Below are 24,624 nucleotides of genomic sequence, written 5' to 3' on the forward strand. Positions count from 1 at the left end.
GCGGGTGCGTCGGTGGAGGGTGGGCTCCGAGGCGCCGGGGGTGCGGCGGTGGTCACTCCAGCGGTTTCAGGCCGGCCGCTGTGAGGAGATAGGCCACTGCGACGTCGGTGGGCGGGAGTTCGGCGAGGTGGACCAGGGCCGCGCCGGCGGCCGAGGGGGTGAGCAACTCGCCCAGGCCCGCGATGTATTCGAGCACGGGGACCCCCTCACGGGCCGCGTACGCGCGTACGGCCGGGCGGCCGAGGTCGGTGAGCGGGGTGAGTTCGGGGAGCACGGCGGTGAAGGTGACGCCGAGCCCGGCCCGCTCGGCCTCGCCCCGCGCGTAGCCGGTCAGGAAGCGCTGCGTGGCCTTGGCCCCGGCGTACCCGCCGCTGAGCGGGGAGCCGGCCAGGGCCGCGCCACTGCTGATGACGACCACCCGGCTGCCGGGCCGCAACGGCCGCAGCAGTGCCTCGCGCACCCAGTGGAAGGCCATCCGTACATCGGTCTCCCAGGCCGCGGAGAAGGTCTCCCAGGTCTGGTGCTGCAGCGGGCGCATCAGCGGGCTCGCCCCGGCGGCCAGCACCAGCAGGTCGGGGTCGTAGCGGTCGAGCAGGCTGCCCGCAGCCGCGGCGTCCCGGGCGTCCGCCCGCTCGACGGTGACGGAACCCCCACCCGTGGCGTCCGCCGCCGCACCGCGGGAACCCGGAACGGCCTCCCCGTCGGCCCCCGGCACGCCACGGAAATCCCCGGCACCCTCTGCGCCCGCCAGCGCCCCGCCGTACTCTCCCGTGCCGTCGGAGGGCCCGGCACCCTCCGCACCCGTCAACGCCTCGCCGATCCCCCGTCGATGCTCCGCACTCTCGTGGGAAACCGCGGCAGCGCCCGCATGGGCCCCCGCCGTCCCCTCGCCGTACTCCCCCGCACCGCCGGAGGGCCCGGCACCCTCCCCACCCGCATCCGCCGACGGCCCGCCGTAGCCCGCCGCACCACGGGACAGCCCGACGCCCGCGCCCGCCGGCGCGCCGCCGTACTCCGCTGTGCCGCGCGAGATCGCGACGACCTCCGCACCAGCGGCTGCGAGTGCCTCGGCGATTCCGCGGCCCAGGCCGCGGCTCGCGCCCACCACCATCGCGGTGCGGCCCGCCAGGCCGCTTCGGCCCGCCTGCCCCGGCGCCGGGGCCGCCGCCGCGCGGGCCGCGTCGGCGGCACCACCCGTAGCTCCCGTACCGTTCGCGGCGTTCTCGCGTGGCATCTCGTGTCCTCTCGGTCGGCTTGCTCGTTCTCCCGCCCGCCGCTTCCCTGGCGCGCGGGACCCTGCGGTGGTGGAGACACGGCGGAACGGCGGAATCGGTCGCCCGGTGGGCGCCCGGTTTCCGGCCCGGCCGGTGTCCGTACGGCCGAGGGCGAGGCACGGGTTCGCCGGCATTCGCTGGAGTTCGCCGGAGTCCGCCGGAATCCGTCGGAGAGGGAAGGGTGACGCACGGATGGTCGCGGCAGCGGGGGATCTGATCGAGCGGGCGCGGGCCGGGGACGGCGAGGCGTTCCGGGAGCTGACCGAGCCGCACCGCAGGGAGCTGCAGGTGCACTGCTATCGCATGCTCGGCTCGCTCCAGGACGCCGAGGACGCGCTCCAGGACACCCTGCTGTCGGCGTGGCAGGGGCTCGGCGGCTTCGAGGGGCGCGCCTCGCTCCGCACCTGGCTGTACCGGATCGCCACCTCCCGGTGCCTGAACGCGCTGCGGGCGGCCCGCCGCCGTCCGGCCAAGGAGTGGAGCGTGCCGCAGGTCGAGCCGCCCGAGCCGAGCCGGCTGGGCGAGGTGGTGTGGCTGGAGCCGTACCCGGACGCGCTGCTGGAGGCGGGGCCGCTCGGCCCGGAGGCGCGCTACGAGCAGACCGAGGCGGTCTCGCTCGCCTTCGTGACGGCGCTGCAACTGCTGCCGCCGCGCCAGCTCGCGGTGCTGATCCTGCGCGACGTGCTCGGCTACCGGGCGAGCGAGGTGGCCGACATGCTCGGCAGCACCGTGGAGTCGGTCAGCAGCGCGCTCAAGCGGGCCCGTTCCGGTCTGGAGCGTCGTCTGGACCCCGAGGCGGCGTCGCAGGCGCCCCCGGCGGCGGGCTCGCGGCAGGAGCAGGCGCTGGTGGAGCGCTTCGTGCGGGCGTACGGCTCGGGCGACGTCCCCGCGCTGGTGGCCCTGCTCACCGAGGACGTCCTGGTGTCGATGCCGCCGATCCCGCTGGAGTACCGGGGCCGGCCGGCCGCCGGCCGCTTCTACACCGAACTGGTCCGCGCCGACCGGGAGTACGCCTTCGTGCCGACCCGTGCCAACGGCCAGCCCGCCCTGGCGGTCTACCTGCGCGGGCCGGAGGGCCGCCGCCACTCCAGCGGGCTGCTGGTGCTCACCCTGCGCGGGCAGCGCGTCAGCGCGGTCACCCGCTTCGAGAACGCCGTGCTGCCCTGGTTCGGGATGCCCCGCACCCTGCCGTGACCGCACGGCACGGCAGGACACGGCGCCGGCCCCGTTGTCGGTGCCCGGCGCTAGCGTGGGACCGACGCCGGCAGTCGTGCCGGCGGCGGCGCGCGAGCAGGAGGGCAGCATGACGACACTGGCGGACCGGCCGAACACCGCGCTCCTCGTCATCGACGTGCAGAACGACGTGGTGCGGGGCGCGCACGAGCGGGACGCGGTGGTGGCCGCCATCGCGGGCCTGGTGGAGCGGGCCCGCGCCGAGGGTGCCCCCGTGGTGTGGGTGCAGGACCACGGCGAGGAGCGGGCGCAGGGCTCGCCGGGCTGGCAGATCGTGCCCGAACTGGCGCCCGCCGAGGGCGAGCCGCGCATCGCCAAGGAGTACGGCGACTCCTTCGAGGACACCGACCTGGAGCAGGTGCTGGCGGGTCTGCGGGTGGGCCGGCTGGTGGTGGCGGGCGCGCAGACCGACATGTGCGTCCGCTCCACCCTGCACGGCGCCCTCACCCGCGGCTACGACGCGCTGCTGGTCGGCGACGCCCACACCACCGAGGACCTCACCGAGTGGGGTGCCCCGCCGCCGGCCCAGGTGATCGCCCACACCAACCTGTACTGGAAGTTCCAGTCCGCGCCGGGCCGTACGGCGGGCACGGTGCCGGCCGCCGAGGTGGACTTCCGGCAGAAGGTCTGACGGTCCGCCTGCTTCCCCCGCTACAGCCCCCACGCGCGGCGGAGTTCCGCGAGGAAGTCGTGGAAGCCGGGGAAGGTCTTCTTCACGCAGCCGGGGTCGTCGAGGGTGGTGCCGGGGGTGCGCAGGCCGGCCACCGAGAAGCTCATGGCGATGCGGTGGTCGGAGTGGCAGGCGATCTCGACGGGCCGGGGGGTGCCGGGCCGGATCTCGATCCAGTCCCGGCCGGTGGCCACGTTGATGCCCTGGACGCGCAGGTTGGCGGCGCAGGCGTCGAGCCGGTCGCACTCCTTGACGCGGGTGTTGTAGACGTCCTCGATGCGCACCGGCCCGTCGGCGAAGGGCGCGATGGCCGCCAGGGTGGGCATGGTGTCGGAGATGTCCCGCATGTTGGCCGTGACCCCGGACAGCCGCCCGGTGCCGGTGACGGTGGTGCCCTCCGTGGTGGTCTCCACCTTCGCACCCATCCGGGCCAGCACGTCCACGAAGCGCAGGTCGCCCTGGAGAGCGCCGGTGCCAAGGCCCGGGACGGTGGCGCTGCGGCCGGTGAGCGCGGCGGCGGCGAAGACGTAGGAGGCGGTGGAGGCGTCGGGCTCGACCGGGTAGTCGCGTGCCCGGTAGGTGCCGGGCGGCACCGTGAAGGTGTCGCCGTCCCGCACGGCGTCGATGCCGAAGCTGCGCATCATCGCCAGGGTGATCTCGACGTAGGGCGCCGAGACCAGGCCCGTCACGCGGATGCGCAGGCCCTCGGCGGTGAGCGGGGCGACGAGCAGCAGCGCGGTGAGGAACTGCGAGGACAGGCCCGAATCCAGCTCGATGGCGCCGCCCTTGATGCCGCGGGCCTCGATCCGCAGCGGCAGCCTGCCCTCCTCGCCCTCGTGCACCAGGTCGACGCCGAGGTCGCGCAGCGCCGCGGTGAGCGGGCCGACCGGGCGGCGGCGCATCTGCGCGGAGGCGTCGAAGCGGAAGCTGCCGTGGCCGGCCGCGGCGAGCGCGGGCAGGAAGCGGGCGGCGGTGGCGCCGTCGCGGGTGTAGACGTCCGCGGACGGCACGGCGGGGCCGGCCGGGCGGCCGGTGATCCGCCAGTCGGGCCCGGAGCGGTCCACGCCGTAGCCGAGTGCGGTCAGGGCCTCGGCGAAGCCGTCGGTGTCGTCGGAGACCAGCGGCCGGCGCAGCACGCTCACGCCGTCGGCGGCGGCCGCGAGGAACAGCGCGCGGGCGGTCACGGACTTCGAGCCGGGCACGGCAAGGACGGTCACGGCGGTCTCCTCCTCCAGGCGCAGGGGGGACTCCCGCCCCGGCTCCGGATTCTACGGCCCCGCCCCGGACCCTCCCGCTGAGCCCGATGGGGCCCCGGCTCAGGCGGTGTCGGCGAGCCGGTCCAGGAGTTCGGTGATGCGCTTGGTGACGGTGGCCCGGTCGCCGTCGGTCAGCGCCGAGCCCATGCCGACGGCCACCGCGCCGGCCGCGACCCAGCCGGGGGCCTCGCTGACCGTGATGCCGCCGATGGGCAGCAGCGCGGCCTGCGGGATGATCGCCCGTACGTCGCCCACCCACTCGGGGGTGTAGGCGGTGGCCGGGTAGAGGGTCAGCGCGTCGGCGCCGAGTTCCATGGCGCGCACCGCCTCGGTGGGGGTGGCGACGCCGGGGAAGACGGGGATGCCGTAGCGGTGGCCTGCGTGCAGGACCCGCTCGTCGAGGTTGGGCGAGAGCAGGAAGCGGGCGCCCGCCTCGATGGCCATCCGCGCGGAGACCTCGTCCAGCACCGTGCCGGCGCCGATCACCGCGTCGTCGCCGACCTCGCGCACCAGGGTGGTGACGGCTTCGAGGGCGTAGGGCGTGGTGAGGGAGATCTCCAGGGTGGTCAGCCCGGCCGACAGCAGGGTGTCGGCGGTGGCGGCGGCCTGGTCGTAACTCCTGCTGCGGATGGTGGCGAATACCCGCTGGGCCAGTGCGGCCCGGGTGATCTCCCAGCGGTACACGGTGGTGGGCCCACCTTCCTTGCCGGTGCCGCGCGGGTGCGGGCGGCACTGCCGGATGCACGTGGTCCGACGCTACCGGCCGGCCGGGGCTCCCATGCCCCGGCCGGAAGCAGCTGTCACCGCACCGTGACATGAGAGGAGCATGAGACCCCAGGGGTGGCCCGTCATCCCCTGTGGCCCGGCCCGGCCGGCACCCGGCGACCGCCGCCCGGCCGTCACCCCACGTGGGTGGAGAACAACCCGCCCGTGGGACCCTGCTTGTCGCCGCCCTGGGCCTTCTTCAGCGCGTTGGCCAGGCCCTCGATCGTCATGGACTGCAGGATCACCTGGCCGTCGCCCTCCAGCGTGGCCAGCGACAGGCCCTCGCCGCCGAAGACGGCGTTCATGATGCCCTGGCGGTTCAGGCCGCCGATGCGCTGCACCCCGTAGCGGATGCCGTCCTCGAAGGCGACGATGCAGCCGGTGTCGACCTCGATGCGGCCGCCGAAGTCCGCCGGGTTGAGGTCGATGAAGTTGCCCGAGCCGGCGATGATCACGGTGCCGGTGCCGGTGAACTTCTCCAGGATGAAGCCCTCGCCGCCGCTCATGCCCTGCCGGCCGCCGGCGAAGGCGATGCCGAACTGCACGGTCTCCTCGGCCGCGACGAAGGCGTCCTTCTCGGCGAACCAGGCCCGCGAGCCGTTCAGCTCCAGGGCGCGCATCTCGCCGGGCAGCACCCCGGCGAAGCCCACGGTGCCCTCGCCGCCGGCCGCGGTGAAGTACTGGAAGGCGAGCGACTCGCCGGCCAGGACGCGCTGGCCGACCTGCATCGCGGTGCCCATCGCCTGGCGCAGCAGGCCGCCCATGCCGCCGCCCGCGCCCGGGCCCGCGCCGCCGGCCGGCCGGCTGCCGGGGCCGCCGAGCCGGGTCTCCATCGAGACGTTGGCGGTCTTGAAGAGGAACTTGCCCGCCTCGCAGTACACGGTCTGACCGGGCCGGAGGGTGCACACGGCCATCTGCATGGCGTTGCCGACGATCTGCTGCTGGAGGGTCACGGGAGGGCTCCTCGGCGTTGCGGTCACACTGCGGGGCGGTGCGCGGGGCACCGAGCCGTCAACGTACCGCGCGGGCGATTCGGTTCCGCACCGGGTCCGAGCCGCCATGGTCCGCGTCGCCGCGGGTCTGGGCCGGCAGCCGCACCGGGAGCTCGCCGCCGGTGTCCAGGAAGTGGCCCAGCGGCAGGGTGGCCGCGCCCACGGTGACCGCGTCGGCGCCGAGCCGGCCGAGTTCGATGGAGGTCTGCGCGCCGGGGTGGCGCAGCGCGTAGGCGGCGGCGAACTCGCGGACGGCCGGCAGCAGCCGCGGGCCGAGCAGCAGCCCGGCCCAGCCGCCGATGACGATCCGCTGCGGGTTGAAGAGGTTGATCAGGTCGGCGATGCCGGCGCCGAGGTATTCGGCGGCCTCGGTGAGCAGCGCGCCGGCGTGCGGGTCGTGGTCGGCGGCGGCGAGCATCGCGGCCAGCGCGCTCTCCTCGCTGACCCCGTCCGGCCGCCCCGGCCAGCGGCCGAGCAGCGCCTCGGCGCCGACGTACGCCTCCAGGCAGCCGCGCGAGCCGCAGCGGCAGGTGCGCCCGCCGACCCGCAGCGTGGTGTGCCCCCACTCCCCCGCGCTGCTGCTGGCGCCGTGGTACGGGCGGCCGTCGGCGACCACCGCAGCGCCGACGCCGGAGCCGATCAGGGCGATCACCACGTTGCCGGAGCCGCGGCCGCCGCCGAACCACATCTCGGCCTGGCCGAGGGTCTTGGCACCGTTGTCGATGTAGAGCGGAAGAGCGGTGCCGGCCCGCAGCAGCCGGCCGAGCGGGACGGCCTCCCAGTCGATGGTCTGGCCGTGCACGACGATGCCGTCGCCGTCGCCGGGGGCGCGGTCGCCCTGCTCCACGATGCCGGGCACGCCGATGCCGACGCCGAGCACCTCGCGGTCGTCGACACCCGCCTCGCGGACCACGGTGCCGATGCCCTCCAGGGCGAGCCGCACCACGTGGTCCACGTCGTGGCCGCCGTCGCTCAGCGGCAGGTCGGCCGAGGCCCGCTCGGTCAGGGCGAGGTCGAACAGCTCGACCCGGACCCGGGTCTCGCCGACGTCCACGCCGACCACGTACCCGTAGCCGGCGGCGACTTGGAGCAGGATGCGCGGGCGGCCGCCGTCGGACTCGACGGCGCCGGCCTCCTCGACCATTCCGTCGGCGATGAGCTCGCCGACGACGTTGCTGATCGACCCGGCGCTCAGGCCGGTGTCGCGGCCCAACTCCTGCCGGCTGAGGGGGCCTTCGAAGTACAGGTGGCGCAGGAGCGATGCCCGGTTGCCGCGGCGCAGGTCACGCACCGTGCGCTTGACCCGCTCAGCCATCCTTGCTCCCTCCTGGACCGTCCGGCGTGAATCTATCGCTGCACAGGGTCTTGACGCCACCTTTTCTCACAAGTTAAATCACGGCCTGAATTAAGGCACAGGCGCTGTTCACTTCCTGAAGCGATCTCCCCACCCCTGAGAGGGAACCATGCGCACCAACAGAGTCTTCGCGGCCACCGCCCTCGTGGCCGCGCTCGGCCTCACCGCGACCGCGTGCGGTGGCGGCTCCAATGACAGCGGCGGCAGCAAGAGCGGCGGCAGCACCAAGGGCGTCACGCTCACGTACTGGGCGAGCAACCAGGGCACCAGCCTGGACAACGACAAGCAGGTGCTCACCCCCGAGCTGAAGAAGTTCGAGCAGCAGACCGGCATCCACGTCAAGCTGGAGGTCATCGGCTGGGCGGACCTGCTCAACCGGATCCTGGCCGCCACCACCTCCGGCCAGGGCCCCGACGTGCTCAACATCGGCAACACCTGGTCCGCCTCCCTCCAGGCGACCGGCGCCCTGCTGCCCTTCGACAGCAGCAACTTCGCCGCCATCGGCGGCAAGGACCGCTTCGCCCCCTCCGCGATAGCCTCGGCCGGCGCTGCCGGCCAGGACCCCGCCGCGGTGCCGCTGTACTCGATGGCGTACGGGCTCTACTACAACAAGAAGATGTTCGCCGACGCCGGCCTGAAGCCGCCGACGACGTGGGCCGAACTCGACACCGACGCCAAGAAGTTGACCACCGGCGGCCACTACGGCATCGCGGTGGAGGGCTCCAACGGCTCGGAGAACATCCACCACGTCTTCGTGCTCGCCAAGCAGCGCGGCTCGAACTGGTTCGACTCCTCCGGCAAGCCGACCTTCACCACCGACGCGAACGTCGCAGCGGTCAAGCAGTACGTCGACTTCATCGCGGACGGCGAGGCCGCCAAGGGCGACGCGGAGTACGCGCAGAACCAGACCATCACCGACTTCGCCACCGGCAAGGCCGCGATGATGATGTGGCAGTCGGCGGCGACCTCCATCAAGGCGCACGGCATGACGCCCGACCAGTACGGCGTGGTGCCGGTGCCGACGCAGACCGCGGGCGCGACCGGCGACGCCGGCGTCACCTCGATGGTGGCCGGTATCAACCTGTCGGTGTTCAAGAGCACCAAGAACAAGGACGCCGCGCTGAAGTTCGTCAAGTTCATGACGAGCACGCCGGAGCAGAAGATCCTCAACGCCGCCTACGGCTCGATCCCGCCGGTCACCGAGGCGCAGAACGACCCGGCCTTCCAGACGCCCGACCTGAAGGTGCTCGCCTCGGTGCTGGGCAAGTCGGCCGCCCCGCTGCCGCAGGTGCCCAACGAGAGCCAGTTCGAGACCCTGGTCGGCACCGCGGTCAAGGACCTGTTCGCCGACGCCGCGGCGGGCAAGTCCGTCACCGACGCATCCGTCAAGGCCGCGCTGCAGAAGGCGCAGTCGCAGATGCCTCCGTCCTAGGGATCGGCCCTCCTCCATGACCGCCACCGCCCCTCCCCGGAGCGCCTCCGAGGCCGGTCCCGACAGCGGCAAGTCCGCTGGCCGGGGCCGGCTCCGGCCGCGCATCCCGCAGCGGCTGCGCAACATCGCCCTGCCCTACCTGCTGCTGCTGCCCGCCCTCGCCCTCGAGCTGCTGATCCACATCGTGCCGATGGTCTTCGGCATCCTGATCAGCTTCAAGAGCCTGACGCTCTTCTACATCCGGCACTGGAGCAGCGCCCCCTGGGCCGGCTTCGACAACTACAAGATCGCCGTCAAGATCCACCAGCCGATCGGCCAGGCGCTGCTGCACTCGTTCTGGGTGACCATCGCCTTCACCGTGCTGTCGGTGGGCCTGTCCTGGCTGATCGGCACCGCGGCCGCGATCCTGATGCAGGACACCTTCCGCGGCCGCGCGCTGCTGCGTGCCATCTTCCTGGTGCCGTACGCGCTGCCGGTCTACGCCGCGGTGATCACCTGGACGTTCATGTTCCAGCAGAACACCGGCCTGGTGAACCACGTGCTGCACGACCAGTTGCACGTCACCTCCGACAAGCCGTTCTGGCTGATCGGCGGCAACAGCTTCTGGGCCCTGGTGATCGTCTCGGTCTGGAAGTCCTGGCCGTTCGCGTTCCTGGCGCTGATGGCCGGCCTGCAGAACATCCCGCGCGAGCTGTACGAGGCCGCGGCGATGGACGGCGCCGGTGTCTGGCAGCAGATCAGGAAGATCACCATGCCGTCGCTGCGGCCGGTGAACCAGGTGCTCGTCCTGGTGCTCTTCCTGTGGACGTTCAACGACTTCAACACGCCGTACGTGATGTTCGGCCAGTCCGCCCCGCACCAGGCGGACCTGATCTCGATCCACATCTACCAGTCGTCGTTCATCACCTGGAACTTCGGTTCCGGCTCGGCGATGTCCGTGCTCCTGCTGCTCTTCCTGCTGCTGGTCACGGCGGTCTACCTGCTCATCACCTCCCGGAGGCGAGGCGACGCCGATGCCTAGGATCCCCGCGCAGCCGTCGCCGATGGCCCAGCCGAGGTCGTTCGTCTGGACCCGCCGGGTCGTGCTGACCCTGCTGCTGATCTTCGTGCTGGTCCCCGTCTACGTGATGCTCAGCTCGTCGCTGAAGAACCTGCAGGACGTGCAGGGTTCCTTCCGGTGGATCCCCAGCGGGCTGACCGTCAAGCCGTACGTGGACATCTGGAAGACCATCCCGCTCGCGCACTACTTCATGAACTCGCTGATCGTGTCGGTGAGCGCGACGCTGTTCTCGGTGGCGGTGGCGATCTTCGCCTCCTACGGCGTGAGCCGCTACCGCTTCCCCGGCCGGCGCCTGTTCACCGTCACGGTGCTGTCCACGCAGATGTTCCCCGGCATCCTGTTCCTGCTGCCGCTGTACCTGATCTTCGTCAACATCGGGAACTCCACCGGCATCACGCTCAACGGCAGCCGGCTCGGACTGATCATCACCTATCTCACCTTCTCGCTGCCGTTCTCGATCTGGATGCTCGTCGGGTACTTCGACTCCATCCCGCGGGACCTGGACGAGGCGGCGAAGGTCGACGGCTGCGGCCCGATGGGCGCCCTGTTCCGGGTGGTCGTGCCGGCCGCGGTGCCGGGCATCGTCGCGGTGTGCGTCTACGCCTTCATGACCGCCTGGGGCGAGGTGCTCTTCGCCTCGGTCATGACGAACGAGTCCACCCGCACGCTCGCTGTCGGCCTGCGCGAGTACGCCACCCAGAACGACGTGTACTGGAACCAGGTCATGGCCGCCTCCCTCGTGGTGAGCGTGCCGGTGGTCGCCGGATTCCTGCTTCTTCAGCGTTACTTGGTCGCCGGGCTCACCGCCGGCGCCGTCAAGTGACCCCACCGAAAGGTAACTTGTGAACGACCTGAGCGCTCTTCCCGCGGATTTCGTCTGGGGCGCGGCCACCGCCGCCTACCAGATCGAGGGCGCGGTGGACGAGGACGGCCGGGCCCCGTCCATCTGGGACACCTTCTCCCACACCCCCGGCAAGGTCGCGGGCGGCGACACCGGCGACGTCGCCTGCGACCACTACCACCGCTGGCAGGAGGACCTGGGGCTGATGAAGACCCTGGGCCTGGACGCCTACCGCTTCTCCATCGCCTGGCCGCGGATCATTCCCGAGGGCGCGGGCCCGGTGAACCCGGCCGGGCTGGCCTTCTACGACCGGCTGGTCGACGCGCTGCTGGAGGCGGGCATCACGCCCAACGCCACGCTCTACCACTGGGACCTGCCGCAGGCGCAGCAGGACCGCGGCGGCTGGCCCGAGCGGGAGACCGCCGAGCGGTTCGGCGAGTACGCGGCCGTGGTGGCCGGCGCGCTGGGCGACCGGGTCAAGGACTGGGCCACCCTCAACGAGCCGCTGTGCTCGGCCTGGATCGGCCACCTGGAGGGCACCATGGCCCCCGGGTGGACCGACCTGACCGCGGCGGTGCGCGCCTCGTACCACCTGCACGTCGGGCACGGCCTGGCGGTGCAGGCGCTGCGGGCGGCCCACTCCGACCTGCGGATCGGCATCGTCAACAACCTCAGCCCGTGCGAGCCGGCCACCGACCGGGAGGCCGACATCGCGGCCGCCCGCCGGGCCGACGGGCACACCAACCGCTGGTGGCTGGACCCGATCTTCGGGCGCGGCTACCCGCAGGACATGGTGGAGCTGTACGGCGTCGAAATGCCGGTCAAGGACGGCGACTTGGAGTCCATCGCGGCCCCGCTGGACTGGGTCGGGCTGAACTACTACTTCCGCCAGGTCATCACCGACGACCCCAACGGCCCGGCCCCGTACGCCAAGATGGCCTACCTGCCGGGTGTGCGGCGCACCGCCATGGACTGGGAGGTCAACGCCGACGGCCTCGAGCAGCTGCTGGTGCGGCTGTCCGAGGAGTACGGCGCCCAGCGCATCCTGGTCACCGAGAACGGCTCCGCGTACCACGACGTGGTGGGCGCGGACGGCCAGGTGGACGACCCGGAGCGGGTGCAGTACCTGGAGGAGCACCTGGCCGCCTGCGCCCGCGCGGTCAAGCGCGGTGTGCCGCTGGCCGGTTACTACGCCTGGTCGCTGCTGGACAACTTCGAGTGGGCGTACGGCTACGACAAGCGGTTCGGCCTGGTGCACGTGGACTACACCACGCAGGCGCGGACCGTGAAGGGCAGCGGGCGGCGCTACGCGGACCTGATCGCCGCGCACCGCCGCAGGGCGCGGCGCGCGGCCTGACGGCTGCTCGCCTCTCGGCCGCACGGGTGCTCGACTGCTCGCGCGGCCGGGGCGGTCGACACACCTCGCCCGCGCGGCTCGTGTGCCGCTGCCTCACCGGCTGTACCGCGTCACCGCTTCGTCTCAGTACCGTTTCACCGCTTCACCGTGGACTCCCGCCGGCCGGCCGTTCGATGAGCCTGCCGGCGGGACTTTTTGCCACGGGGGTGCCGTTCTCGGCGACCAGCTGCCCGCGCAGGTAGGTGGCGGTGACCACGCCGGTGAGGGTGCGGCCGGCGTAGGCGGTGACGGGGTTGCGGTGGTGCAGCCGCGCGGGGTCCACCGTGAAGGAGGCGTCGGGGTCGAGCACGGCGAAGTCGGCGTCGCGGCCCGGGGCGATGGCGCCCTTGGCGCCGAGTCCGGCCAGGGCGGCGGGCCCCGCCGACATCCAGCGCGCGACGTCGGCCAGGGTGCGGCCGCGCCGCCGGGCCTCGGTCCACACCGCGGGCAGGCCGAGTTGGAGCGAGGAGATGCCGCCCCAGGCGGCGGCGAAGTCGCCGGTGTCCTTGTGCTTGAGGTCGATCGTGGAGGGCGAGTGGTCGGAGACCACGGCGTCGATGGCGCCGTCGGCGAGCGCCTGCCACAGGGCGTCGCGGTTCGCGGTTCCGCGGATCGGCGGGCAGCACTTGAACTCCGTCGCCCCGTCCGGGACTTCCTCCGCGGTCAGGGTGAGGAAGTGCGGACAGGTCTCCACGGTGACGCGTACCCCGTCCCGGCGGGCCTCGGCGATCAGCGGCAGCGCGGAGGCGGCGGACAGGTGCAGCACGTGCACGCGGGCGTCGCGCTCGGCGGCCAGCTCCAGCAGGCCGGCGATGGCCCGCTCCTCCGCGGCCGGTGGGCGCGAGGCCAGGAAGTCGGCGTAGTGCGGGCCGCTGTGCTGGGGTGCGCCGTCGATGAGGTGGGGGTCCTCGGCGTGCACGATCAGCAGGCCGTCGAACCGGGCGAGTTCGTCCATGGCGGCGGCCAGGCCCGCGCGGTCCAGCGGCGGGAACTCGTCCACGCCCGAGGGCAGCAGGAAGCATTTGAAGCCGAACACCCCGGCCGCGTGCAGGGGTTCGAGGTCGGCGGCGTTGCCGGGCACGGCGCCGCCCCAGAAGCCGGTGTCCACGTGCACCCGGCCGCGGGCGGCGGCGCGCTTGACGTCGAGGTGGGCCGCGGTGGTGGTCGGCGGGATGCTGTTGAGCGGCATGTCGATCAGGGTGGTGATGCCGCCTGCCGCGGCGGCCGCGGTGGCGCTGGCGAAGCCCTCCCACTCGGTGCGGCCGGGGTCGTTGACGTGCACGTGGGTGTCGACCAGGCCGGGCAGCAGCACGCGGTCGCCGAGGTCGGTCAGCCGCGCGCCCGGCGGCGGGGCCGCGTCGTGGGGCAGCACCGCGGTGATCACCTCGCCGGCGACGAGGACCGCGGCCGGCCGCTCGCCCTCGGGGGTCACCACGCGCGTCGAGCGCAGCACCTGCTCCTCCACCACGGGCCTCCGTCTCGCGCTGCGGATTTCAACGTTCTGTTGACGGACATGGTGGATATCGTGCTCCGGGGAGTCAAGAGCGGTAGGATTCCACAAAGTGAAATCCGTGTTCCATTCAGGATCGACGAGGGGACCGCAGGTGACCGCTGACCGCGCCGGGGGCGTCCAGTCGCTCGAGCGTGCCTTCGACCTGCTGGAGCGGATGGCCGACGCGGGCGGCGAGGTGGGCCTGAGCGAGCTGTCGGCGAGCAGCGGGCTGCCGCTGCCCACCATCCACCGCCTCATGCGCACCCTGGTGGCCTGCGGCTACGTCCGCCAGCAGGCCAACCGGCGGTACGCGCTCGGCCCCCGGCTGATCCGGCTCGGCGAAGGTGCCTCGCGCCTGCTGGGCACCTGGGCCCGCCCCTTCCTCGCCGAACTGGTCGACGCCACCGGCGAGACCGCGAACATGGCGATGCTCGACGGCGACGAGGTCGTCTACGTCGCCCAGGTCCCCTCCCGGCACTCCATGCGGATGTTCACCGAGGTCGGGCGGCGCGTGCTGCCGCACTCCACGGGCGTGGGCAAGGCGCTGCTCGCGGGCCTGCCGCCGCAGGAGGTGCGCGCGCTGCTGGCCCGCACCGGGATGCCGGCGGCCACCGAGCACACCATCACCGAACCGGGCGCCTTCCTCGCCGAGCTGGAGCGCATCCGCGCGCTCGGCTACGCGGTGGACGACAACGAGCAGGAGGTCGGCGTGCGCTGCCTCGCGGTCACCGTGCCCGACTCCCCCACGGCCGCGGCCATCTCCATCTCGGGCCCGGCCGGCCGGGTCACCGAGGCGGCCACGGACAAGATCGTCCCCGTCCTGCACGACGTGGCCCGCCAGCTGTCGGCGGCGCTCACGGCGTGAGGGCGGAGCCGGTCCGAGCGGTGCGGTCCACGTGGTGCGGTCCGAACGGGCCGGTGCGGGTGGTGCGGCCCGAGCGGACAACGCGGCTGACGGCTGTCCGGGCGCGACGGCTTCCTACGGCGTTCCGGCGCGCCGGCTCACGGGTGCGGCGGCACGAGGCGTTCGACGGCCTCGCGCAGCTCGTCCAGGGGCGCGGTGAGCGCGCTGATCGAGCCGAGTGCGGCGGCCACCAGGAGTAAGGAGTGGCGCACCCGCTCGCAGTCCACGAGGCCGAGCGCCCGTTCTGCGGTCTCGGCCTGTCCGGCCAGTTCTTCCAACGCGTCCTCGGCGACCGTCCGGTCCGGCGCCAGCGGCGGGTGGGCGGTGAGTTCGCGCCGCATCCGCCGCACCGCCTCCCGCAGTCCCGCCGCCGGTCCGTTTCCGGCCACCGCGCTCCGCTCGCCGTCGAGCACGTGCGACTCCCCCACCACCACGTGGCTCCCCACCCTCGTGTCGGAATCCCCCGGGCGCTTTCCGGCCATGGACCGCCCGGGGCCGATCAGTTAACGCCCCCGCGGGGCGCTCGCGCCACTCCGTCGGCGAAATTCACGCCGAATTGACCCGCAGGACCGGCGTTGGTCCGGATCGCGCGCCACACGGTCACGTCGAGCACCGCGGCCGGCTCCCGCCCCGCGGGTTCCGGGAGTTGACGGAACGTCACAAGAGCCACCGTACCGTCCGCCACGCGCACGCACATCCGCGCCCCCGCGGTGAGCGCGGCGCGCGCCACGGAGGTCACCTGCGCGGCAGTCGGAGCCTCGCAGGCGGCCTTGCCCGCGGCGGCGCCGGGCGCGAGGACGGCGAGGGTGCCGCGGTGCATCTCGACGGCGAACGTCTGGGCGTCCTGGGTCAGCCCGAAGTCCCCGCTGTAGGTGCCGGGCCGCACGGTGGGCGGGGAACTGTCCAGGGCCACCGAGTCACCCGCGGGCAGCCGTATCCCCCGGTACGCCGAGCCCGGCTGCCCGCCCGGCTCGGGCGCCCCGGTGGCGTCCCCGCCGGGGCCCGAGGGCGTCGCCCCAGGCGGTGCCGGAGTGCTCCCGACGCTTCCGGTGGACCGCGGAACGGCCCCCACGGGCGGCGCGGCCTGACTCCCGCCGGTCCCCCCGATGAACACCACCCCCGCGGTCACGGCCACCGCGGCGACGGCAACGGCCCCCACCACTCCGGCGGCCCGGCGCCGCCGCCTGGGCAGGGGCAACGGCACATGCACGTAAGGCGCCCGCGGCCACTGCGCGGGATGCCACAGGAAGCCGGGCCCGTGCGCCGGATAGGGCGGCTGCGGGGGAGCCGCGGGTATGCCGCCAAGGCCCCCCGACGGGACCGCCGGGGGCACACCAGGCGGCTCCCCGGCCCCGAACGGCGGTGCAGGGGGAGGAAGTCGGGCCCCGGTTGCGGCAGACCCGGTGGGCACCGCCTCGCCGGCCGGGAACGGCCCGGCACCGGCCGGGGGTTGACCACCCGGACCCGCGTCGGGCGCGGCTGACTCGTCCGGTACGAACGGGGCTGCGGCGGGCCGGGGTTGGGCGTCCGGCGGCTCCGGTGGGGTGAACGACCCAGCGGCGGGCGCACGTTGGGCGTCCGTGACGGCGTCGGCAGCGGACGGCTGCGGCTCGGCCAGGGCCGACACGGGGGCGGGCGGGGCCTGCTGGAGGTCCGCGGGACCCTGCGGCTCGGCCGCGTCCCCGCTGTCCGGGGCCACCTCCCGCACGGGCGGCTCCCCCACGGCAGGTGCCGAAGGGTCAACGTGCGCTGGCGGTACGGGCGTTGCCCCACCCGTAATCTCAGGCGAGCCCTGCTCGGCCGGCGCGGCACCGTAGGGCGCGGCAGCACCGGCCTCCGGCGGACGCGCAGGCAACCCGGACGGCGCTGCGGGCGGTCCGGCCGCCACCGCGGCGTGCGGCGGTACGCCACCACCCTGCGCAGGCGACACGGCGGGCTCCGTCCCATCCGGCGACGCGTGCGGCAGCATCCCGGCGCCCTGCGGGGGCGGGCCCGGCGTCGGGGGGTGCTGGGGGGGCGGGAGTGTGTGGAGGACCGCGGTCAGCAGGGGGGCCGGGAGCCAGGAGGGGAGGCGGGACTTGGGGGCCGCCTGCGTGCACATCGCGGTGATCTGGGCGAGGGAGGGCCGCAGCGCCGGGTCCTTGATGAGGCACCGGGTGACGATCTCCCGCAGCTCGCCCGGGAGTTCGTTGAGGTCGGCCTCGGCCTCGCGCACGTTCCTGCCCTCGCCGAAGGGCGGCGTGCCGATGGAGGCGTAGGCGGCGATCTCACCGAGCGCGAAGACGTCGGTGGCCGGCACCGCCGGGCGGCCGGCGGCCTGTTCGGGGGTGCGGAACGCGGCCGCCTCGTCGTACCCGTCCACGGCCGCGGGCTGCGTGAGGCCGCCCAGCCCGTACGACTTCAGCAGCGGGCCCCGCGCGGCGAGCAGGACGTGGGCGGGCCGCAGGGCACCGTGCACCAGGCCGGCGTGGTGGACGGCCTGCAGGCCCTCGGCGAGGTCCGCGACCAGGCGCAGCACGACCCCGGTGGGCAGCGGCCCGCCACCCTCGACGGCGGCCCGCAGCGTCAGGCCGGGCTGGTAGGCGGAGGCCACCCAGTAGCGCTCGCCCTCCTTGCCGCTGCCGACCACCGGGACCGTGTACGGGCTGCGGACCCGCCCGGCGGCCTGGGTGGCGTGGTGGAAGCGGGCGGCGAAGTCGGCATCGGCGGGGCCGGGCCGCAGGACGGTCAGCGCGAGCGGCTGCCCGCCGGGCCCGTACGCGAGGTAGGTGGTGCCGGCCGCGCCGGAGCCGAGCCGCGCGGTCAGCCGGTGGCCCGACACGGTCGCCGGGTCGTCGCCGGTGAGCGGTGCGAGGACCGGCCCCTTGAAGACCGGACCGGTGTGCGCTGGCCCCATCAGTCCCCGTTCCTCACCTGGCAGTCCACCCCTCCCGGGACACGGCCCGACGATACCCGAAGGCGCCACGCCGGACCGGTCCTGTTCCACTGCCGTGACACGCGCGGTATGCAGGGGGGATGACGACGAACGGCGAGGTGGCCGGTCTGCTGCTGGCGGCCGGTGGCGGACAGCGGCTCGGCGGCCGGCCGAAGGCGCTGCTGGCGTACCGGGGGCGGCCGCTGGTGGAGCACGCGGCGGCGGTGCTGCGGGCCGGCGGCTGCGGCGTGGTGCACGTGGTGCTGGGCGCGGCTGCCGACGAGGTGCGGGCGCGGGCGGAGCTGCCGGGCTGCGTCCTGGTGGACAACCCGCAGTGGGCCGAGGGCATGGGCACCTCGCTGCGGGCCGGGCTCGCCTCGCTCGCGGCGGCCGCCGGGCAGGGGCCGGGGCCCGCGGCCGCGGTGGTCGGCCTGGTCGACCAGCCGGGCGTGCCCCCGGCGGCGGTGGCGCGGGTGATCGGGGCCGCGCGGTCCGGCGACGACCTGCTCTCGGCGCTGGTGTCGGCGGCCTACGGCGGCCGGCGCGGCCACCCGGTGCTCTTCGGCGCGGCCCGCTGGGCGGGGGTGGCCGGTAGCGCGGGCGGCGACATGGGCGCGCGGGCGTACCTGCGGGAACACACCGAGCAGACCGTGCTGGTGGAGTGCGGCGACATCGGCGACCCGTCCGACATCGACACCCCGGCGGACCTGCGCCTGCTGGACGGGACCGGCGGTCCGGCCGCGGGACCGTACACGGCGCCGCCCGCGGGGCCGGACGACCGGCCCGACAACCGGCCACACGACCGGCCCGACGACCGACCCGACGACCGGCCCGGCACGGCCCCGGACGGCGACTCCGCTGCACGCCGTGCCACAAAACGTTGAACTTCCGCACTGCGAAAACTATGCTCCACCTTGCAGAAGCGAGCGTGCCCCAGGCGCGCCCAGGCACCCTGTGCCACTCGTGCCACCCGTGCCCTACGGAGGAGTGACCCGTATGTCCGCAAGCGCGCCGTCCCCGGCCGTCGTCTCCGAGGCCGCCGGGCCCGTTCCCCGCGCGGAGGAGGTGCTCACCCCCGAGGCGCTCGCGTTCCTCGCCGAGCTGCACCGCCGCTTCGCGCCCCGCCGCGCCGAACTGCTGGAGCGCAGGAAGCAGCGCCGGGCCGAGATCGCCCGCACCGCGACCCTGGACTTCCTCCCGGACACCGCGGCTGTCCGCGAGGGCGACTGGCGGGTCGCCGAGGCGCCGCCGGCGCTCCAGGACCGCCGGGTGGAGATCACCGGCCCCACCGACCGCAAGATGACCGTCAACGCCCTCAACTCCGGCGCCCGCATCTGGCTCGCCGACTTCGAGGACGCCTCCGCGCCCACCTGGGCCAACGTCGTCGGCGGCCAGATCAACCTGATCGACGCCTACGAGCGGCGGATCGACTTCACCACCCCCGAGGGCAAGTCCTACGCGCTGCGCCCGGCGCAGGAGCTGGCGACCGCGGTGGTGCGCCCGCGCGGCTGGCACCTGGACGAGCGGCACCTGACGGTGGACGGCCAGCCGGTGCCCGGCGCCCTGGTCGACTTCGGCCTGTACTTCTTCCACAACGCCCGGCGGCTGCTCGACCTCGGCAAGGGCCCCTACTTCTACCTGCCGAAGACCGAGTCGCACCTGGAAGCCCGGCTGTGGAACGAGGTGTTCGTCTTCGCGCAGGAGTACATCGGCATCCCGCGCGGCACCATCCGCGCCACCGTCCTGATCGAGACGATCACCGCCGCCTTCGAGATGGAGGAGATCCTCTACGAGCTGCGCGAGCACGCCTCCGGGCTCAACGCGGGCCGCTGGGACTACCTGTTCTCCATCGTGAAGAACTTCCGCGACGCCGGTGAGCGGTTCGTGCTGCCGGACCGCAACGCGGTGACGATGACCGCCCCCTTCATGCGCGCCTACACCGAACTGCTGGTGCGCACCTGCCACAAGCGCGGCGCGCACGCGATCGGCGGCATGGCGGCCTTCATCCCCTCACGGCGCGACCCGCAGGTGAACGAGCTGGCGTTCGAGAAGGTCAAGGCCGACAAGGACCGTGAGGCCGTCGACGGCTTCGACGGCTCCTGGGTCGCCCACCCCGATCTGGTGCCCATCGCCCAGGCGTCCTTCGACGCCGTGCTGGGCGAGCGCCCCCACCAGAAGGACCGGCTGCGCGAGGACGTCCACGTCACCGCCGCCCAGCTCCTCGACATCGCCTCGCTGGACGCCCGCCCCACCTACGAGGGGCTGCGCAACGCGGTGCAGGTCGGCATCCGTTACATCGAGGCGTGGCTGCGCGGCCAGGGGGCGGTCGCCATCTTCAACCTGATGGAGGACGCGGCCACCGCGGAGATCTCCCGCTCGCAGATCTGGCAGTGGGTGAATGCCGGGGTCGTCTTCGAGGGCGGCGAGAAGGCCACCGCCGAGCTGGTCCGCCAGGTCGCCGCCGACGAACTCCTCGCCATCCGCGACGAGGTGGGCGAGGACGCCTTCGCGGTGGGCCGCTGGACGCAGGCGCACGACCTGCTGATCCGCACCGCGCTGGACACCACGTACGTCGACTTCCTCACCCTGCCCGCCTACGAACAGCTGGAGGGCTGAACCGGCCGCCGGCAACCGGCAGTTCGAGAAGGCCCAACCGGCCCGCGGCAACCGGCGGTTCGACACCCCGACGGGAACGAACCGCCGCCGCGGGCCGGGTCGCCGACTTCGCCGCGCCCCCTGTGAGACAGTGGATCATGCCTTTGAGCATGCATGAGCTCAGAACATCGATTGCCGTCTCCGACATCCACCGGGCCGTCGCCTTTTACGAGGGCAAGCTCGGACTGCCGCTCGTCCAGACCGGCCCAAGCGCCCGGATCAGCGGCGGGAGTCGTGTCTACGCCTCCGGTGGAGGGCCCGCGCTGAACGTCTACCAGTCCACGACCGCCGGAACGACCGAGGCGACTCTGGCCGTCTGGTACGTCGACGACCTCGACCGGATCGTCGACGAACTCACAGCCGCCGGCGTCGAGTTCGTGCGCTACGACCAGTTCGAGCACGACGCGCGGGGTATCACGCCGCGGGCCGGCGGCGGACGGATCGCGTGGTTCCGGGACCCGGACGGCAACACCTTCGCCCTCGAAGCAGACATGTGAGCTTCGGAGAGCGCACGTCTTCGGTCCGCGGTGCGGGGCGAGGGCGCGCGTGAGCAGTGCGGGCCTGCTCGCTCGAAGGCCGGCGACGCGTAGGCTGAGCAGATGCCGTACCGCACGCGGCAACGGCTCGCCGCGCATTTTTCGGAGCCCTTTGCGCCCGTGGCGCTGGTCGGCTGGGCGGTGGGACTCGGGCTGATGCCGAGTCTGGCGTTACGGCTCCCGGTGGAGGATGCCGGGCCGCTGTCCGTGGGCAAGGTTTTCCTCGTGCTGCTGTTCGGCGCGGCCGGCGGAGTGATCGCCGCCACCGCGGCCTTCGTGCTGCTGTATGTGGGCGGGGCCGTGCGCCGGTTCGCCGTCGGGCACCGGCGGGTCGCCTGGATCGCGGGTACCGCGGTGGCCGCCGCCGCGGTGCTGCTTGCCGTGGGGTGCGCGGTGGCTCTGGGATGGTCGGGCGAACCGGCCGGCGGCGCCGCCCTGGTCGTGGTCAAAGCGGTGTCCGCTTGCGCGGTCGGCACCGCTTCGGGGCTGCTCTCGCTGGGGTGGACACTGGCCGGCGTCCGCGGTCGTGCCATGCGCCGCGTGACGGTGGCGCTGATTCTGTATCTCTGCGTGGCCTGTTTCCTCTTCTTCGGACACCAGCGGCCCGGCGGCACCATGGTGGTCGCCGCTCTCGTCGTGTCGTTCCTGTGGACGGCGGCGATGCGGGCCACCCCTGCCGGCCCCGCGGTGATCCTGGGCTTCCTCCTGCTGCTGACGGTGGCCGGCGTCGAGGACAGCGGTGGCGTCGACGGCACGCTGGTCCGGCTGCTGGTCCAGGCGGTGATCGCGGTCGTGATGGGGGCGGTCACCGTCCTGTTCGTCCTGCGTTTCGCGGCGTGGCACGGCCGCCTGCTGCGCTACGCGGGCGCGGCGGCGATCGTGCCGTTGGGGTACGTGGTGTTCCTGTGGTCCGACGGCCAGTTGCTGGGCGGTCCATGGGAAGTCCCGCTGTTCGCGCCGATGGTCTGGCTCGTCGTACGGGTGTGGCGGCGGATGCAGGAGGACAGCCGCTCTCTGGTGTCCTCGGCTGCGGACCTCGTCTTCGCGCTGCTGCTCGGCGGCGTTCTCGTCCTGTTCCTGGTGTGGCTGGCCAACCTGCTCGATCTGCCGGTCGCCGAGGTCAGTGCCCTGCGCGGCGCCGCGGCATCCCTGGGCGGCCTGATCGATCTGCCGTGGTGGACGTGGGCGAGCGCCGACATGCTGCTCGCGGCGGCGTTCCTGACCGCCGCGCTGGGACCGCGTCGACTCAGGCGGTTCACCGGCGCACTCGGCCGTATACGGCTGCCCGGCGCACTCGACGTGCTGCGTCGCTCGCTGTCCGTCCTGAAGATCGTCCTGCTCACGGTGGTGTTCCTCGGCCTGGCCGGCCCGCCCGCGCTGGGACCCGTACTCAGCCGGCACATACGCGCCCGCTACACCGCGGAACTCCGGCAGGAACTCGACGCGCGCGGCGAAGCCGCCCTCTACCAGGAGATAAGTCTGGGTCTCGTCCGGTCCCCGCAGGCGCTCCCCGTCCTCACGCAGATGCTGGTGGAGGTCCACGACAGCACCGGACACTCGTCCAACGAGCGGGAACCGACCCCGGCCGCACGCGATCTGGCCCATCGCATGGGGGAGTTGCAGGCCCAGACCCTGCTCCCGTTCACCTTCCGCATCGGTGCCGACGCCACGCGGCGCGCCTCCGAGCCGCCCGTCGCGGCAGCGGTGCGTGAGGCCGGAATGAACGGGACGGCCGCCGACTCCGCCGACCTCGCCGCCCGGCTCAGCCGGGAACAGGCCGAGGCCGCGGACGCGGACGCACGCGAGCACGAGACGGAACAGGCCGCCGAACACGCGGCCGCGGTCGTGACCGGCGCACTCGGCAACCTGACCTTCGGCCATGGCGTCGTCTTCGGACTCGTCCGCGAATACCTCGACGGCCTGGCCGAGTCCGGGCTGCGCAATGTGTTCCTGCTCTGGGCGGACCGGGTCCCGCAGCGGCCCTCGCCCGCGGAACCGCCCGCCGCCTCGCGAGTGGTGGAGCCCGTACCGAGCGCGCTTCGGGAAGCCGCGGACGAGCAACTGACGGAAGAGCTCCTCTCCGCCGGGATCGAGCCCGGCACCGACCCGGCGCAGGCCCGCGCCGATCGCGAATCCCCGGTGGCCTCCGCCGTCCACCTGGCCGCCCACACCCGCGGTCTCCACAACGGGACCGCCCGCTGCTCGGGTTGTGCCCACTTCATCGAGCCGGGCAGGGAAGGCGGCGAACATGGTGGCGAGGACGTGGGGGGCGTTCACGGCGAGTGACCGTGCCGGGGGCGGAGGTGGTGCCGGCCGGGGGCCGTCCCTCCCCGGCCGGCGGACATGTGGGCGCCGTTCAGGCGCCGTTCAGGCCCTCCGCACCGCTCAGGCCAGCCCTGCGATCCGGGCAAGCCTGCGGGCCTGTTCGCGGGTCCGGCGGGCGATGGCGTCCTCGTCGGCGTGGACCAGCCGGCCGTTCTCCACCACGGGCCGGCCGCCCACCAGCGACAGCGTCACCGGGGCCGCCGCACCGAACACCAGCGCGGCGACAGGGTCGGCGATGGAGGCGTGGGCGAGGCCGTCGAGCTTCCACAGCACCAGGTCGGCGAGCTTGCCCGGCTCCAGGGAGCCGACCTCGGCCGCGCGGCCGAGCACTTGGGCGCCACCGTAGGTGCCCAGCCGCAGCGCCGTACGGGCGTCCATCGCCTTCTCACCGCCGCGCAGCCGGTTGATGAGCAGCGCGTTGCGCAGCTCGGTGTGCAGTTCGCCGGACTCATTGGAGGCGGTGCCGTCCACGCCGAGGCCGACCGGCACGCCCGCGGCCAGCATGTCCGGCACCCGCGCGATCCCCGCCGCCAGGCGGGCGTTGGAGGACGGGCAGTGCGCCACGCCGGTGCCGGTGCGGGCGAAGGCGGCGATGTCGGCGTCGTTCATGTGCACGCAGTGCGCCATCCACACGTCCGCGCCGAGCCAGCCGGTGGACTCGAAGTAGTCGGTGGGGCCCATGCCGAACAGCTCGTGGCAGAACTTCTCCTCCTCCACCGTCTCGCTGCCGTGAGTGTGCAGCCGCACCCCCTTGCGGCGGGCCAACTCCGCGGCCTCCCGCATCAGTTCGGTGGAGACCGAGAACGGCGAGCAGGGCGCGACCGCGATCTGCAGCATCGAGCCGAAGGAGGGGTCGTGGTGGGTGTCCACGGCCTCCTCGGTGGCCCGCAGCGCCTCCTCGGTGCTCTCCACCGCGAAGTCCGGTGGCAGGCCGCCGTCCGAGGCGCCGCGGTCCATCGAGCCGCGGGCGGCGGTGAAGCGCACGCCGAGTTCGGCGGCGGCCCGGATCTCGGCGCCGAGCAGGTCGCCTGCGCCGCGCGGGAAGACGTAGTGGTGGTCCATCGCGGTGGTCACCCCGCCGCGGGCCATCACCGCCAGCGACCCGGAGGCGGCCGCGTGGACCATCGGCTCGTCGATGCGGGCCCAGGTCGGGTAGAGCTCGACCAGCCAGTCGAAGAGGTTGCTGTCCTGCGCCAGGCCGCGGGTGAGCCACTGGTAGAAGTGGTGGTGGGTGTTGACCAGGCCGGGGGTGGCCAGGTGCCCGGTGCCGTCGACGCGGCGGACGACGTGCTCCAGGTCCTTGGGCGCGGGGCCCGGCCCGACCGACTCGATCACCTGCCCGGCCACCACGATGTGCCCGCGCGCGTACTCGGTGCCGACCGCGTCCACCACGGCCACCGCGCAGTTCTCGATGACGGTCCTCGGAACCGCCCCACCGGCCGGTTCCCGATGCCCGCCCACGTGCTCGCCGGCCTGCTCGTTCGCTTGCTCGTTGGCTTGCTCGTCCATCTGCTCGTCCACCGGG

General features: G+C 73.6%; 19 protein-coding genes and 1 pseudogene. 11 read left to right on the forward strand and 9 right to left on the reverse strand.

What is annotated here, in order from left to right:
- Positions 1 to 52: 52 nt before the first annotated feature.
- The gene (locus BLR33_RS36975; RefSeq protein ID WP_322987181.1) at positions 53 to 1,234 is read right to left on the reverse strand and encodes an SDR family oxidoreductase; all 1,182 of its coding nucleotides are present in this window, start codon (positions 1,232 to 1,234) and stop codon (positions 53 to 55) included.
- A 232-nt stretch (positions 1,235 to 1,466) separates the two neighbouring features.
- Between BLR33_RS36975 and BLR33_RS22345 the strand changes: the two genes are divergently transcribed.
- The gene (locus BLR33_RS22345; protein ID WP_093786348.1) at positions 1,467 to 2,468 is read left to right on the forward strand and encodes a sigma-70 family RNA polymerase sigma factor; all 1,002 of its coding nucleotides are present in this window, start codon (positions 1,467 to 1,469) and stop codon (positions 2,466 to 2,468) included.
- A gap of 109 nt (positions 2,469 to 2,577) precedes the next feature.
- Complete coding sequence (locus BLR33_RS22350) at positions 2,578 to 3,138, forward strand: cysteine hydrolase family protein (RefSeq protein ID WP_093786349.1); 561 nt, start codon at positions 2,578 to 2,580, stop codon at positions 3,136 to 3,138.
- Between the two features lie 20 nt (positions 3,139 to 3,158).
- Here the strand turns inward: BLR33_RS22350 and aroA are convergent, their stop codons facing one another.
- The 4 genes from aroA to BLR33_RS22370 all read right to left on the reverse strand — a co-directional run bounded on the left by aroA (position 3,159) and on the right by BLR33_RS22370 (position 7,505).
- Positions 3,159 to 4,394: a 3-phosphoshikimate 1-carboxyvinyltransferase gene (aroA, locus tag BLR33_RS22355; protein ID WP_093786350.1), complete on the reverse strand. Its 1,236-nt coding sequence runs from the start codon at positions 4,392 to 4,394 to the stop codon at positions 3,159 to 3,161.
- A 99-nt stretch (positions 4,395 to 4,493) separates the two neighbouring features.
- The gene (locus BLR33_RS22360) at positions 4,494 to 5,117 is read right to left on the reverse strand and encodes a bifunctional 4-hydroxy-2-oxoglutarate aldolase/2-dehydro-3-deoxy-phosphogluconate aldolase (RefSeq protein ID WP_093786351.1); all 624 of its coding nucleotides are present in this window, start codon (positions 5,115 to 5,117) and stop codon (positions 4,494 to 4,496) included.
- A gap of 215 nt (positions 5,118 to 5,332) precedes the next feature.
- Entirely contained in the window at positions 5,333 to 6,151 is an 819-nt protein-coding gene (locus BLR33_RS22365) for an AIM24 family protein (RefSeq protein WP_093786352.1), read from the reverse strand.
- Positions 6,152 to 6,209: 58 nt separating this feature from the next.
- Positions 6,210 to 7,505: an ROK family transcriptional regulator gene (locus BLR33_RS22370; protein WP_093786353.1), complete on the reverse strand. Its 1,296-nt coding sequence runs from the start codon at positions 7,503 to 7,505 to the stop codon at positions 6,210 to 6,212.
- A 148-nt stretch (positions 7,506 to 7,653) separates the two neighbouring features.
- On the opposite strand from BLR33_RS22370, the gene BLR33_RS22375 reads away from it, so the two are divergent.
- From BLR33_RS22375 to BLR33_RS22390, 4 genes are read left to right on the forward strand one after another with little or no spacing between them, the layout of a single operon-like run.
- Entirely contained in the window at positions 7,654 to 8,976 is a 1,323-nt protein-coding gene (locus BLR33_RS22375; RefSeq protein ID WP_093786354.1) for an ABC transporter substrate-binding protein, read from the forward strand.
- Positions 8,977 to 8,992: 16 nt separating this feature from the next.
- Positions 8,993 to 9,997, forward strand: a complete 1,005-nt coding sequence (locus tag BLR33_RS22380) for a carbohydrate ABC transporter permease (protein ID WP_093786355.1) — start codon at positions 8,993 to 8,995, stop codon at positions 9,995 to 9,997.
- Positions 9,998 to 10,019: 22 nt separating this feature from the next.
- The gene (locus tag BLR33_RS22385; RefSeq protein ID WP_093786356.1) at positions 10,020 to 10,859 is read left to right on the forward strand and encodes a carbohydrate ABC transporter permease; all 840 of its coding nucleotides are present in this window, start codon (positions 10,020 to 10,022) and stop codon (positions 10,857 to 10,859) included.
- Between the two features lie 19 nt (positions 10,860 to 10,878).
- A complete protein-coding gene (locus BLR33_RS22390; RefSeq protein WP_093786357.1) occupies positions 10,879 to 12,234 on the forward strand; it encodes a GH1 family beta-glucosidase in 1,356 nt (451 codons plus the stop codon).
- A 142-nt stretch (positions 12,235 to 12,376) separates the two neighbouring features.
- Here the strand turns inward: BLR33_RS22390 and allB are convergent, their stop codons facing one another.
- On the reverse strand, positions 12,377 to 13,738 hold the full coding sequence (allB, locus tag BLR33_RS22395; RefSeq protein ID WP_407639711.1) for an allantoinase AllB: 1,362 nt from the start codon (positions 13,736 to 13,738) through the stop codon (positions 12,377 to 12,379).
- A gap of 139 nt (positions 13,739 to 13,877) precedes the next feature.
- On the opposite strand from allB, the gene BLR33_RS22400 reads away from it, so the two are divergent.
- Entirely contained in the window at positions 13,878 to 14,630 is a 753-nt protein-coding gene (locus tag BLR33_RS22400; RefSeq protein WP_176930385.1) for an IclR family transcriptional regulator, read from the forward strand.
- 137 nt (positions 14,631 to 14,767) lie between these two features.
- Here BLR33_RS22400 and BLR33_RS22405 read toward each other — a convergent pair whose 3' ends face one another.
- A complete protein-coding gene (locus tag BLR33_RS22405) occupies positions 14,768 to 15,103 on the reverse strand; it encodes a DUF5955 family protein (protein WP_245771586.1) in 336 nt (111 codons plus the stop codon).
- 65 nt (positions 15,104 to 15,168) lie between these two features.
- Positions 15,169 to 17,565 (reverse strand): serine/threonine-protein kinase, encoded by a 2,397-nt coding sequence (locus tag BLR33_RS22410; protein ID WP_093786360.1) that lies wholly within the window; start codon positions 17,563 to 17,565, stop codon positions 15,169 to 15,171.
- 119 nt (positions 17,566 to 17,684) lie between these two features.
- On the opposite strand from BLR33_RS22410, the pseudogene BLR33_RS22415 reads away from it, so the two are divergent.
- From BLR33_RS22415 to BLR33_RS22430, 4 genes and pseudogenes are all read left to right on the forward strand, one after another.
- Positions 17,685 to 18,305: pseudogene (locus BLR33_RS22415) on the forward strand (nucleotidyltransferase family protein); the annotation flags it as partial.
- 274 nt (positions 18,306 to 18,579) lie between these two features.
- On the forward strand, positions 18,580 to 20,199 hold the full coding sequence (gene aceB, locus BLR33_RS22420) for a malate synthase A (RefSeq protein ID WP_093786362.1): 1,620 nt from the start codon (positions 18,580 to 18,582) through the stop codon (positions 20,197 to 20,199).
- A 149-nt stretch (positions 20,200 to 20,348) separates the two neighbouring features.
- Entirely contained in the window at positions 20,349 to 20,735 is a 387-nt protein-coding gene (locus BLR33_RS22425) for a VOC family protein (RefSeq protein ID WP_218136679.1), read from the forward strand.
- 102 nt (positions 20,736 to 20,837) lie between these two features.
- Entirely contained in the window at positions 20,838 to 23,060 is a 2,223-nt protein-coding gene (locus BLR33_RS22430; protein WP_143031735.1) for a hypothetical protein, read from the forward strand.
- A 99-nt stretch (positions 23,061 to 23,159) separates the two neighbouring features.
- Here the strand turns inward: BLR33_RS22430 and BLR33_RS22435 are convergent, their stop codons facing one another.
- Positions 23,160 to 24,620: an 8-oxoguanine deaminase gene (locus tag BLR33_RS22435; RefSeq protein ID WP_245771587.1), complete on the reverse strand. Its 1,461-nt coding sequence runs from the start codon at positions 24,618 to 24,620 to the stop codon at positions 23,160 to 23,162.
- Between the last annotated feature and the right edge of the window lie 4 nt (positions 24,621 to 24,624).

This window comes from Actinacidiphila guanduensis, from assembly GCF_900103985.1.
Lineage (GTDB): Bacteria > Actinomycetota > Actinomycetes > Streptomycetales > Streptomycetaceae > Actinacidiphila > Actinacidiphila guanduensis.

What these genes read in the sequence shown, in the direction of transcription:
- BLR33_RS22350 (WP_093786349.1), top strand. Translation starts at nt 2,578, where the DNA reads ATGACGACACTGGCGGACCGGCCGAACACCGCGCTCCTCGTCATCGAC.
- BLR33_RS22375 (WP_093786354.1), top strand. Translation starts at nt 7,654, where the DNA reads ATGCGCACCAACAGAGTCTTCGCGGCCACCGCCCTCGTGGCCGCGCTC.
- BLR33_RS22380 (WP_093786355.1), top strand. Translation starts at nt 8,993, where the DNA reads ATGACCGCCACCGCCCCTCCCCGGAGCGCCTCCGAGGCCGGTCCCGAC.
- BLR33_RS22370 (WP_093786353.1), bottom strand. Translation starts at nt 7,505, where the DNA reads ATGGCTGAGCGGGTCAAGCGCACGGTGCGTGACCTGCGCCGCGGCAAC.
- BLR33_RS22345 (WP_093786348.1), top strand. Translation starts at nt 1,467, where the DNA reads ATGGTCGCGGCAGCGGGGGATCTGATCGAGCGGGCGCGGGCCGGGGAC.
- BLR33_RS22385 (WP_093786356.1), top strand. Translation starts at nt 10,020, where the DNA reads ATGGCCCAGCCGAGGTCGTTCGTCTGGACCCGCCGGGTCGTGCTGACC.
- BLR33_RS22430 (WP_143031735.1), top strand. Translation starts at nt 20,838, where the DNA reads ATGCCGTACCGCACGCGGCAACGGCTCGCCGCGCATTTTTCGGAGCCC.
- BLR33_RS22425 (WP_218136679.1), top strand. Translation starts at nt 20,349, where the DNA reads ATGCATGAGCTCAGAACATCGATTGCCGTCTCCGACATCCACCGGGCC.
- aceB (WP_093786362.1), top strand. Translation starts at nt 18,580, where the DNA reads ATGTCCGCAAGCGCGCCGTCCCCGGCCGTCGTCTCCGAGGCCGCCGGG.
- BLR33_RS22410 (WP_093786360.1), bottom strand. Translation starts at nt 17,565, where the DNA reads ATGGGGCCAGCGCACACCGGTCCGGTCTTCAAGGGGCCGGTCCTCGCA.
- BLR33_RS36975 (WP_322987181.1), bottom strand. Translation starts at nt 1,234, where the DNA reads ATGCCACGCGAGAACGCCGCGAACGGTACGGGAGCTACGGGTGGTGCC.